Annotated in this window: 8 protein-coding genes; 2 read left to right on the top strand and 6 right to left on the bottom strand. The window is 66.7% G+C overall.

What is annotated here, in order from left to right; genetic code table 11:
* Nucleotides 1-85: 85 nt before the first annotated feature.
* The 3 genes from eno to M2390_RS02880 form a co-directional block, all read right to left on the bottom strand.
* Nucleotides 86-1,366, bottom strand: a complete 1,281-nt coding sequence (eno, locus tag M2390_RS02890) for a phosphopyruvate hydratase (RefSeq protein ID WP_030148405.1) — start codon at nucleotides 1,364-1,366, stop codon at nucleotides 86-88.
* A 52-nt stretch (nucleotides 1,367-1,418) separates the two neighbouring features.
* Entirely contained in the window at nucleotides 1,419-2,696 is a 1,278-nt protein-coding gene (gene hisS / locus M2390_RS02885; RefSeq protein WP_259176937.1) for a histidine--tRNA ligase, read from the bottom strand.
* 129 nt (nucleotides 2,697-2,825) lie between these two features.
* A complete protein-coding gene (locus M2390_RS02880; RefSeq protein ID WP_259176934.1) occupies nucleotides 2,826-3,587 on the bottom strand; it encodes a MazG nucleotide pyrophosphohydrolase domain-containing protein in 762 nt (253 codons plus the stop codon).
* Nucleotides 3,588-3,738: 151 nt separating this feature from the next.
* Here M2390_RS02880 and M2390_RS02875 point away from each other — a divergent pair, with 151 nt between their 5' ends.
* Nucleotides 3,739-4,917: a Na+/H+ antiporter NhaA gene (locus M2390_RS02875; protein WP_259176930.1), complete on the top strand. Its 1,179-nt coding sequence runs from the start codon at nucleotides 3,739-3,741 to the stop codon at nucleotides 4,915-4,917.
* 47 nt (nucleotides 4,918-4,964) lie between these two features.
* Here the strand turns inward: M2390_RS02875 and M2390_RS02870 are convergent, their stop codons facing one another.
* Together M2390_RS02870 and mfd are read right to left on the bottom strand one after the other, a co-directional pair.
* Entirely contained in the window at nucleotides 4,965-6,536 is a 1,572-nt protein-coding gene (locus tag M2390_RS02870) for a glycosyltransferase family 39 protein (protein WP_259176928.1), read from the bottom strand.
* 103 nt (nucleotides 6,537-6,639) lie between these two features.
* Nucleotides 6,640-10,242 (bottom strand): transcription-repair coupling factor, encoded by a 3,603-nt coding sequence (mfd, locus tag M2390_RS02865; protein WP_259176927.1) that lies wholly within the window; start codon nucleotides 10,240-10,242, stop codon nucleotides 6,640-6,642.
* Between the two features lie 439 nt (nucleotides 10,243-10,681).
* On the opposite strand from mfd, the gene M2390_RS02860 reads away from it, so the two are divergent.
* Nucleotides 10,682-11,038, top strand: coding sequence for a hypothetical protein (locus M2390_RS02860; protein ID WP_259176926.1), 357 nt, complete (start codon nucleotides 10,682-10,684; stop codon nucleotides 11,036-11,038).
* A 69-nt stretch (nucleotides 11,039-11,107) separates the two neighbouring features.
* On the opposite strand, the gene pth is transcribed toward M2390_RS02860, so the two are convergent.
* A complete protein-coding gene (gene pth, locus M2390_RS02855; RefSeq protein WP_259176924.1) occupies nucleotides 11,108-11,695 on the bottom strand; it encodes an aminoacyl-tRNA hydrolase in 588 nt (195 codons plus the stop codon).
* Nucleotides 11,696-11,808 lie beyond the last annotated feature (113 nt).

Raw genomic sequence — 11,808 nt, 5'->3', positions numbered from 1 at the left:
CCAGAATCCCGGATGACCCTCCCGCGTACCGAAAGCTTTCAGGAAGGCCGTCAGGCCCGCCGGAATGAGTACGTTTGCCGCAGAATTAGAACTTCAGGCGCGGGAAGGCCGAGGCACCGGCGTAAACGGCGGCCGACTCCAGCTCCTCTTCGATACGCAGCAGCTGGTTGTACTTGGCAACGCGCTCCGAACGAGCCGGCGCACCGGTCTTGATCTGACCGGCGTTGGTGGCCACGGCCAGGTCGGCGATGGTGGTGTCCTCGGTCTCACCCGAACGGTGCGAGAGGATTGCGGTGTAACCGGCACGCTGAGCCATCGACACGGCATCCAGGGTCTCGGTCAGGGTACCGATCTGGTTGACCTTGACCAGCAGCGAGTTGGCGTCGCCGCGCTCGATGCCCTTGGCCAGGCGCTTGGGGTTGGTCACGAACAGGTCGTCACCGACGATCTGAACCTTCTTGCCGAGCTCGGCGGTCAGGATGGAGTAACCCTCCCAGTCGTCCTCGTCCAGCGGGTCCTCGATGGTGGCCATCGGGTAGTTCGCGACCAGGTCGGCGTAGTAGGCGGTCATCTCGGCGGCGGTGCGTGCCTTGCCCTCGAACTGGTAGGCACCCTCGCGGTAGAACTCGCTCGAGGCGACGTCCAGACCCAGGCTGATCTCCTTACCGGGGGTGAAGCCGGCCTTCTCGATTGCGGCGATCAGGAAGTCGAGTGCAGCACGGTTGCTGGCGAGGTCGGGGGCGAAGCCACCCTCGTCACCCAGGCCGGTGGCCAGGCCGCTGGACTTGAGCTCGCCCTTGAGGACGTGGTAGATCTCGGTGCCCCAACGCAGTGCGTCGGAGAAGGTGGCGGCACCCTGGGGAACCAGGAAGAACTCCTGGATGTCGACCGAGGTGTCTGCGTGCGATCCACCGTTGATCACGTTCATCAGCGGAACGGGCAGCACGTGCGCGTTCGGTCCACCGAGGTAACGGTAGAGCGGCAGGCCCGAGGCGTCGGCTGCGGCGCGGGCAACGGCGAGGCTCACACCCAGGATCGAGTTGGCGCCCACGCGCTTCTTGTTGTCGGTACCGTCAACCGCGATCAGGGCGGCGTCGATCACGCGCTGGTCATCGGCGGGCAGACCCTCGATGGCCGGGGCGAGCTCCTCGATCACGGCGTTGACGGCGTTCAGCACACCCTTGCCGCCGTAGCGAGCCTTGTCGCCGTCACGAAGCTCATAGGCCTCGAAGGCGCCGGTGGAGGCGCCGGACGGCACCGCTGCGCGGGCGAAGGAACCGTCGTCCAGTCCAACCTCAACCTCAACGGTCGGGTTTCCGCGCGAGTCCAGAATCTCGCGAGCGTTCACGAATTCAACAAGTGCCACGATGTTTTCTCCTTGATCAGGGTGTGTACTGCTAGTTGTCAGTCTATCCGGCCTATTCGGCCGCGCCGAGCGGTTTAACGTCCAGATCGGACGCCCCGCTGGTCTCCGCCGATACGGTCGCATAGGCGGTGTAGCCCGCCTCCGCAGCTCGCTCCAGGACGGCCCGGAAGTTCTTTGCACGTTTGTCCAACCGCACCCGGGTGCCCGAGGCGGCCACCTCGTTTTTCAGCGCGATAAGCGCCGCGGGGTCCACGTTTCGGTCATAGATCAGCACGAGGGATTCCTCGGCGGATGCCGCATCTGCCTCGATGAGGTCCACGATACGCTCGAAGCCGATCGAGAACCCGACCGCGGGCACCTCCTGTCCGAGGAAGCGGCCGATCATGCCGTCATAGCGACCGCCGCCGCCGAGGGCATAGCCGAAGTCGGCGTGCTCGATCTCGAAGATCGGACCGGTGTAGTAGCCCATGCCGCGCACCAGGAACGGGTCAAAAACCAGATCGCTCTCGGTCGAGGTGCCGATCTGAGCCAGCTCGGCGATCACCTCGGGGTCCACGCCCGCGGGCAGACGGGCAGCGATCGACTCGGCAGAGAATTCCGCGGAGTCCGCGTGCTCGGTTTCCAGGAAGACGGCCAGGGCGTCGATCGCCGCGGCGGTCACCCCGCGCTCACGCAGCTCGGCGATCACGCCGGCGGCGGCGATCTTGTCGAGCTTGTCGATGGTGATCAGCACGCCGGAGAACTCCTCGGGAGCAAAGCCGAAGGCCTCCAGCATCCCGGTGATCAGGCGGCGATCGTTGATCCGCACCCGGGTGCCGGTGATGCCCAGCTCGCGCAGAACCTCGGTGGTCGCGCCGATCAGCTCGATCTCGGCCAGGATCCCGGCCTCACCAATGATGTCGATGTCCGACTGCACAAACTGGCGGTAACGGCCCTTCTGCGGACGCTCGGCGCGCCAGACCGGGGCGATCTGCACCGAGCGGAAGACGCTGGGCAGCTCGGCACGGTGGGTCGCATAGTAGCGGGCCAGCGGAACGGTCAGGTCAAAGCGCAGGCCCAGGTCGGTCAGGCTGGAGAGGTCATCACTCTCGGCGGCGGCGCGCAGCTCCTCGGCACCGATGCCGCGCTTGAGCACGTTAAACGAGATCTTCTCGTTGTCGCCACCCAGACCCGAATGCAGGCGGTCGTAGTTTTCCAGTACCGGGGTTTCGATCTCATCGAAGCCAAAACGACGGTAGACCCGGCGGATCACGGAGAGCGCGTGCTCACGACGTGCCTTCTCTGCGGGGAGGAAATCGCGCATGCCGCGCGGTGCACTAACTGTTGCCATGCTCCCATTTTGGCATGAGTGAACCCGCCGCAGGATTTCGGCGCACGCCCGTTCATCCGGGCTTCACCCGTTGAGGCTCGCGACACGGACCCGGCATCCGGATCGGCGACGCAACATTGGCCTCGGCGGCTAGGCACGCTCCGCCCGGCGGGTTGCGACCGTGCGCAGTGCGGACTCGGCATCCAGACCCCGCGCCTGAGCCTCGGCGGCAAGCGCATAGAGGTAGTCGCCCAGGCTCTGCTCGTCGGCGAATACCTCGGCCGGCAGGGTGTCGCTCGGATCGGCGGGCTGGGTCCTGTTCGACCCGGACGGCAGGGTGTCGCTCGATTCGGCGCCCGCCCCGGCCCGGGCGATCCGCGCGGCCACCTTCTGCGCCCGGGCGAGGGCGGGCAGGGTCGGGGCGATCCCGTCCAGGATCCCCGTCCGCTCGGACTTCTCGGCGGCCTTGGCCGCGCCCCACACCCGCAGGACCTCGTCCACGTCGGCGGCCCCCTCGGGCCCAAACACGTGGGGATGACGTCGAACCATCTTCTCCCGGGCATCACGCACCACATCCGCCAGGTCAAAGCCCGCGTCCGGGTCTCCGGCGGCGATCTCGGCATGGAACACAATCTGCAGCAGGAGGTCGCCCAGTTCCTCGCGCACGTGCACCGGATCGGCCTCATCGAGGGCCTCCAGCAGCTCGTGGGTCTCCTCAAGCAGATAGCGGCGCAGGCCCTCGTGGGTCATCGCCTCGGTCCACACGCAGGTGAGCCGGGTCTGGTGCATCGCGGCGGCATAGGCCGACAGCTCGGCTCCGGCCTCGGCGTACGCGGCAACGCCGGGAAACTCGGCGGCGGGGACTACGGCCAGGGCGGCAACCCGATCGGCGGGGTTCTGGGGAGTGGTCATCGTATCCTCCGGCTCGGGTCGCGGAATCCCAGCCTACAAGGCGGTCAACTGATATTCTGGGGGTGGAGTGCCGGGAAGTCTGGTCGGCCCGGGGATCCCAACGGATCACGGTTACTATCCGGCGCGCATGCGCCCATCACGATCGGACAGCATGATTCTTTCCCACGTCACACCCGCCCTGCGCAGCGAGCGCACGGGGGCACTCCTCCTGCTCGGGGCAGCCCTCGCCGGGATCATCCTGGCAAACTCCCCGCTGGGTGCCGGGCTTCTTGACCTGCAGCACACCGAGGTGGGGGTGGGCGCACTCACCCTCAGCATCGGGCATTGGATCAGCGACGGCCTACTGGCCATCTTCTTCCTGGTGGTCGCCATTGACCTGCGCCACGAACTCACCGCCGGTCAGCTGAACTCCTGGCAGCGCGCACTGCACCCGGCCATTGCCGCCGTGGGTGGTGTGGTGGTGCCCGCCCTGGTCTACCTGCTGATTGCCGCGCCTGCCGGGCAGCCCGGCGGCTGGCCGATCCCCACCGCGACCGATATCGCGTTTGCGCTGGGTGTGCTGGCCATGTTTGGGCGCGGCCTGCCCCCGCGAATCCGGGTCTTCCTGCTGGCTTTGGCGGTGCTGGATGACCTGATCGCCATCCTGATCATCGCGATCTTCTTCGGCGGCAGCCCCGACCTACTCGCCCTCGCCGGCGCGGTCATCGTCCTGGTGATTGCCGCGATCGTCGCCCGCGCGCTCGGCCGCGCCGCCTCCGCTGAATCCCGCATCATGCTGGGCATCCTGCTGGTGATTCTGGGCATCGCCACCTGGGTACTCACCCAGCTTTCGGGCGTGCACGCGACCCTGGCCGGCGTAGCCTTCGGACTGATCCTGCCCGCCGGCGTAGGCCATAAGCTGGGTCACCGGCTGGAGCCGTGGAGCGCGGGACTCGTGCTGCCGATCTTCGCCTTCTCCGCCACCCTGGTGGTCATCCCCCACGTGCCGCTGGGTGAGCTCTCCGCTCCCTTCTGGGGCATCCTGGCCGCGCTGCCGATCGGCAAGCTGATCGGCATTACCCTCGGCGGTCTACTCGGCGCCTGGCTGCTGAGTCGCAACGGCGCCACCCCCACAACCGAGCGGATGCGCACCCACGAGATCGTCGCGGTGGGCCTGCTCGGCGGCATCGGGTTCACGGTCTCCCTGCTGATGACCACGCTCGCCTTCGAAAACGACCTCGCCCTCTCCGACCAGGGCATCCTGGCGGTCCTGCTGGGCTCGGTCGTCTCGGCGATTGCCGCCGCCATCGCGCTCTCCGTGATGCGCCGCCGAGCATCGGTCTCGGCGTAATCACCCCTCACAGCGCAGGGCCCCGGAGATTTCCGGGGCCCTGCGTGTTAGTGGGTGAGCTCGAACCGCACCAGGATCGAACGGTGGAGGTCGTGGGTTTCGGTCGCGGTGTAGCCGGCGGCCTCCAGCTCGGTGACGTAGGCGTCGCTCTTGGCCCGGTCGGTGGAGAACCGCTCCCCCGCCCGCACCAGCCACACGGTCTGCGCGCCGTCGAGACGCTTGATGGTTTCGGAGGTCGAGTATGCCTTGTCCCAGAGACCGTCGGTTTGATCGAAGCGGGTCCTTAGCCCCACGTCCTTGAGCCCCTCGAAGGCCTCGGGGTAGAGATACTTGGCCAGGCGGGGTTTGCGGGCGTTGATCGCGGTCTGATCAAAGATGATCGACTCCCCCGGCTTCGCATGGGCGGCCACGGTCTCCGAGAGCGTGTTCCAGTCCACCCCGCCATTGCGTGGGTACGGCGTGCGCTGGCCGAGGTAGGTGGGCAGCGAGCCGAGCATCACGGCGACCACCAGGATCGGGATCAGCCAGCGGGCACGCAGGAGTCGGGTCACCGCGACCAGGCCCACGGCCATCAGCAGCGCGATCGCCGGCGCGGTAAAGGCAAGGTAGCGCGGGGAGTACAGCGGGGTCACCGCGGTGCCCAGCGCCAGCAGCACCGAGGGCACCACGAGCCAGGGGATCGCCACGGTCAGCACGCCCGGCAGAGCCGGATCCTCGGGACGGTAGAGGGCGCGCAGGCGCACACTCCAGGCGGCATCGGATCCGCGGCGCACCCGGGCGAGGATTGCCAGCACCAGGCCGACCACGATCAGGCCCCAGCCGATCAGCGCGGGCAGCTGCTGCGAGAACCACGGGGTTTCAAACAGCGCCGACATCGTCAGCCCATCACGCGAGTGCAGGTAGGCCACCTGCTCGCGTTCAAGATACGCATAGATCAGCACCGGAACCGAGAGAATTCCGCCCAGCGCGCTCCACACCGCGGCGCGCAGGACGGTCTGCCGCCCCGGGCGCATCATCAGCACGATGATCGCGAAGACCACCACGAATAGCACCGTGTAGATAAATACCACGCTGGAGAGCGCAAACAGCGCGGCAAATCCCACCCACGGCAGGACCCGGGTTTCGCGGCGCGCCACCAGGCGCACCAGCACAAACAGCAGCCAGATGACCAGCAGCATCGTGAACGCATAGGCACGGGTTTCGGTGCCGTAGTAGGTCACCCGGGGCACGGTGGCAAACAGCAGCGCCGCCACGATGCCCACCCCGCGTCCGGCCAACAGTGTGGCAAAACGCGCGAGCAGAATCGCCGCACCGCCCACGGCCAGGGCCGAGGGCAGGCGCACCGAGAACGGGCTCGCCCCGAAAACATCGATCCAGAGGTGCAGGAACGCGTAGTACAGCCCGTGCACCGCATCCACGGTGCCGAGCATCGCCCAGAGCGATCCCCAGTCCCGCTGAGCCGACATGATGCTCGCGGCCTCGTCGCCCCACAGCGAGGGGATCCAGGAACCGGTCACCGAGATGGCGACCGCGATCACTCCCAGCAACAGCAGAATCGGCCAGGGCAGGGTGCGCCGGGCCGACGGGGAAAGGGGCGGGGCGGAGACGTTGTGATGCACCGACCCAGTAAACCACGCGGCACCCGAGAAACCGCCTAACAGGTGTTTGCCAGGCGGTTCGCCCCGCGTGTCCCGAGTCTTCCCGGAACACGCGGAACGCGTGCTACTCCTTGGTCGCCCGGGTGATCGGGAACAGCGCGTCCAGCAGCGTGTAGACCCAGTCGATCAGGTCACCGTCGGACAGGGCCTCGCCGTCGATCCGCGGCTGCGGCAGCACCAGGGCGTCGCCGCCGGCCAGCAGCTTGGCCTGCGGATACATCCGGCGCAGTCGCGCCTGCAGCGAATCGGGCAGGTGAGCCGGGGCGATGCGCAGGTTCGGGCCCATCGTGATCACATCCGACAGTCCCGAAGCCTGGGCTCGGCGCCGCAGCTTGGAGACCGCGATCAGGTTGCGCACCTCGAGCGGCGGGGTTCCGTAGCGATCCTGCAGCTCCTCAACCACCAGGTCGATTCGATCCTCATCGGTGATCTTGGCCGAGGAGGCCGCGCTGGAGAGCTTCTGGTACGCCTCCAGACGCAGACGCTCGCTATCCACATAGTCCTCGGGGATGTGGGCATCGATCGGCAGTTCGAGACGCAGCTCGGTCGGACCGGTGGTGTCCTCGCCGCGGAACGTGTTGACGGCCTCGCCGATCATCCGCAGATAGAGGTCAAACCCAACCCCGGCGATGTGCCCGGCCTGCTCGCCACCGAGCATGTTTCCGGCACCACGGATCTCCAGATCTTTGAGCGCGACCTGCATACCCGAGCCCAGCTCGTTATTGGCGGCGATCGTGGAGAGTCGATCATGCGCGGTCTCGGAGAGCGGCTTGGCCGGATCGTAGAGGAAGTACGCGTACGCACGCTCGCGCCCACGCCCCACCCGTCCACGCAGCTGGTGCAGCTGGCTCAGGCCGTACTTATCGGCGCGGTCGATGATGATCGTGTTGGCGTTGGAGATATCCAGGCCGGTTTCGATGATCGTGGTACACACCAGAACGTCAAACTTCCGCTCCCAGAAGTCGACCACCACCTGCTCCAGTTGATGCTCGGTGAGCTTTCCGTGCGCCACCGCGATCCGTGCCTCGGGCACCAGTTCGGCCAGGTGGGAGGCCACCCGGCTGATGCTCTGCACCCGGTTGTGGACAAAGAAGATCTGGCCCTCACGCAACAGTTCGCGCCGGATCGAGGCCGCGACCTGCTTGTCGTTATAGGGACCGACAAAGCTCAGCACCGGCTGACGCTCCTCGGGCGGGGTGGCCAGCGTCGACATCTCACGGATCCCGGTCACCGCCATCTCCAGGGTGCGCGGGATCGGGGTTGCACTCATCGCCAGGATGTCAACGTTGGTCTTGAGCTTTTTCAGCTTGTCCTTGTGCTCAACACCGAAACGCTGCTCCTCATCGATGATGACCAGGCCCAGGTCCTTGAAGAGCACATTGTCGGTGAGCAGGCGGTGGGTACCGATCACGATATCCACGGTGCCGGACTCGAGCCCGGCAATGATCTCCTTGGCCTCCTTGGCGGTCTGGAAGCGACTGAGCGCGCGCAGGTGAATCGGGAAGCCCGCATAGCGCTCGGCAAAGGTCTCGAAATGCTGCTTGACCAGCAGCGTGGTGGGCACCAGCACCGCGACCTGCTTGCCGTCCTGAATCGCCTTAAACGCCGCGCGCACGGCAACCTCGGTCTTACCGAAGCCCACGTCGCCGGAGAGCAGGCGGTCCATCGGGATCGGCTTTTCCATATCGGACTTGACCTCACTGATGGTGGTCAGCTGGTCGGGGGTTTCGGGGTACGGGAACGCCTCCTCCAGCTCACGCTGCCAGGGGGTGTCGGGCCCGAACGCGTGGCCCACGCTGTTCATCCGGGCCGAGTAGAGCTTCACCAGCTCCACCGCGATGTCTCGCACGGCCTTGCGCGCCTTGGACTTGGCCTGAGACCAGTCCGAACCGCCCATCTTGGACAGCTGCGGGGCCTCGCCGCCCACGTAGCGCGAGAGCAGATCGAGCTGATCGGTGGGCACCAGGAGCTTATCGCCGGGGTAGCCACGCTTATTCGGGGCGTACTCCAGCACCAGGTATTCGCGCAGCGACTTGATCGGGTTGCGCCCGCCGGTCGAGACCGTACGCTGGGTCATCTCCACGAAGCGTCCGATGCCGTGGGTCTGGTGCACCACGTGGTCGCCGGGGTTGAGCTGGAGCGGATCCACCACGTTGCGGCGACGCGAGGCCAGCTTCTTGACCGCGCGCGAATCGTAGCCCACCGCGCGACCGTAGAACTCGGCCTCGCTGATCAGGCCCAGGTTGATCTCGGTCATCTCGAAGCCGTGGTCCAGGCTCGCCTGGACCAGGAACGCGACACCGGTTTCCAGCTCGGCGGGCAGCTCGGTCACGATGCGGGCGGCAAGGCCGGCTTCGCTCAGGACGTCGCGGGCACGCTCCAGGAGGCCCTGTCCGCCGGCGGTCACCACAACCGACCATCCCGCGCGCAGGCGCTCACCCACGTGGGCGATCGCCCCCTCGACGTTTCCGGCGAAGCTCGGCACGGTCTCGGCCTCGACCCGTACCTCGAGCAGCGCATCGATGTCGATATCGCCGCCCACGGGACCCTGCTGGAAGGAACTGAAGGTCCACCAGGGGTGGTCGGTATTGGGCTCACCGGGGCGGGAATACTTGAGCGAGTCGCGCAGGGTGCCCAGGGTGATGAACTCTCCCCCGCCCAGATCGATCGGCGCTCCGGCCCCCGCGGTAGCCGCGCTCCAGGCGGCGGCCAGGAACTCGCGGTTGGTCTCGGCGAGGCTGATCGCCCGGGTGGTGACCCGCTCGGGCGAGGCCACCGCGACCGCGGTTCCCGCCGGGAGATAATGGCCCACGTTGACCAGGCGTTCCAGCAGCGCCGGGGCCAGTGACTCCATGCCCTCGACCGGAATACCCTCGCCGATCTTTTCCAGCATGCCCGAGATACCGGGGAACTCATGCTGCATCTCACGGGCGCGCTGACGCACCGGGGCCGTCAGCAGCAGCTCACGGGCAGGTGCCAGTTCGATCCCCGGCAGATCCTCCTCCTGGGAGCGCTGATCGGCCACCGAGAAGCGGCGGATCTGCTCGACCTCATCACCGAAGAAGTCGACCCGGAAGGGATGGTCGGCCGTGGGCGGGAAGACATCCAGGATGCCTCCGCGCAGCGCAAACTCCCCGCGCCGTGCCACCAGGTCTACCCGCACATAGGCGGCCTCAACCAGCCGGGCGGCCAGCTCCTGGAGGTCGTGACCACGCGCCCCGGCAACCAGCGAGATGGGGGCGGCGTCGGCGAGGTTTTCGGCCAGCGGCTGGAGGGCAGCCCGCACCGAGGCCACCACGATCAGCGTACGCTCGCCGTCCCAGGTGCGCAGTGCCCGCAGGGCGGCCAGGCGCCTACCGACGATCTCGGTGGACGGGCTCAGACGCTCATGGGGCAGCGTCTCCCAGGCCGGGAAGTCGACGATATCGCCACCGGGCAGGAGCGCGCGGAGGCTGGCGATCAGCGACTCCGAGTCGCGTCCGGTCGCGGTGATCGCCAGCACCACCGGCGGGGCACCCGCCTCACGACGGCGTTCAACCAGCCCGGCAATCAGCGGGGCGGTCAGCCCCTCGGCGACCGAGAAATCGGCATCGCGCGGGGCATAGTCCAGGGCAGCGGAAAATGAGGGCGCGCCAGAAAGCGCTGAAATCAGACCCGAAAGCATCACCGAGTAATTCTAGACGGCACCGGTGACATCGGCATCCGCCGTCCCTGTGCCCTGAGCGAAACCGCAATCGCGGAAGAGCCGAGTGATTTTACACCCAAGGTCTCTAGATAGTGCCTGCTATCTAGCAAAAGCGCCCGAACTGAGCCCCTGCGCGACGCGTTGCCAAACTCCTCGCGAGCATTCGTTTCCCGCATAAACACCTCCCCAATGCGCCCTTACCAAGTGGAAAACACGCCAATTTTGGAGAGGAATCCCCGCCACCGCGACACCAAACATGCATGCATCATCCACGCCGAAAACCACGCAGTGAAATGCGACAGCTTATGGTTCATTTGGTGCCAGGATTCACCCACTGTCGGGGGAGGCAGGGAATCATGGTGTGAACATCCACCCGATCAGCGTTGATCATCACCCCGTCCCCCGGCGAAAGTTGAACCGCATGACCCTCTCGGCCACCCTCGAAAACGCAACCGATCTTCCCGCGGTCATCACCGAATTTGTCGCATCGGCGGTGCTCCCCGACCCAACCCCGCTGCTGGCGCTGGTCACCGAGGACGCCCGGATCACCGATCACAATGACGAGTACGTGGGCGATGATGAACTCCTGCGCTGGGCACACCAGTTCACCGAGCGCCGCGTGAGCGCCCAGCACTTTGGGGTCGAGCGCGACGCCCACGGCATCACGCTGCTCTACCGCATCAACACCGACAACCCCGCCGGCCCCACGGTCCGTCGCTTCCGGTTTACCCTGAACCCAGCCCGAGACCGGGTAGCAAACCTCACCGTCACCGACTAAACGGCGAATCCACAACGGCCTCCTTCCACAGAAGGAGGCCGTTGGTCGTGATGCGAGTGGTGCCGGGACCTAGCCGCGGCTGTGGAACTTCTGCTGTGCGGCGGTCAGGCCCTCGGTAGCCACCAGCTCGGCGGCATCGGCGGCATCGGCAATGAGGATGGGCAGGGTCTCCCGCTCGGCCGCGGTGAACGGCGCCAACACAAAGTCGGCCGGGTCCTGACGCCCCACCGGGCGCCCCACCCCGGTACGCACCCGGATAAACTCCGGGGTTCCCAGGGCCGCGGCAATATCACGCAGCCCGTTGTGACCGCCGTGACCGCCGCCGATCTTCAGCTTGATGCTGTCAAAGGGGATGTCCATCTCATCGTGGATGACGATGATTCGCTCCGGCGGGATCGAGTAGAACGAGGCCAGCGCGGCGGTCTGCTTCCCCGAGACGTTCATGAAGCTGGTCAGGGTCGCCACGATGAGCTTGGGACCGCCCGGGGCCAGGAAGCCCTCGGCCACCAGGGCCGCGCTGCGGTGACGCTTGAGCTGCTGTCCCAGTCGGCCGGCCAGCTCGGCGATCACCATCTGTCCGATGTTGTGCCGGGTGCGCTCATAGCGCGGGCCGGGGTTGCCGAGTCCGATCACCAGCCAGGTGTTTGCTGCAGCCATGTTCTGTGTCCGTGCTCCCAAAAAAACGTGCCACCAGCGGCGAGGATGCGCCGAATCTGTCATGTGTCCAGGGTAGCGCGGTTCCCCCACCCAAAAAACGCGCCCCGCCCTCC

This window comes from Mycetocola sp. BIGb0189, assembly GCF_024810155.1.
Lineage (GTDB): Bacteria > Actinomycetota > Actinomycetes > Actinomycetales > Microbacteriaceae > Mycetocola > Mycetocola lacteus.
The sequence above is the reverse complement of the archived record's forward strand: the minus strand, read 5'-3'. Positions and strand labels throughout refer to the sequence as shown.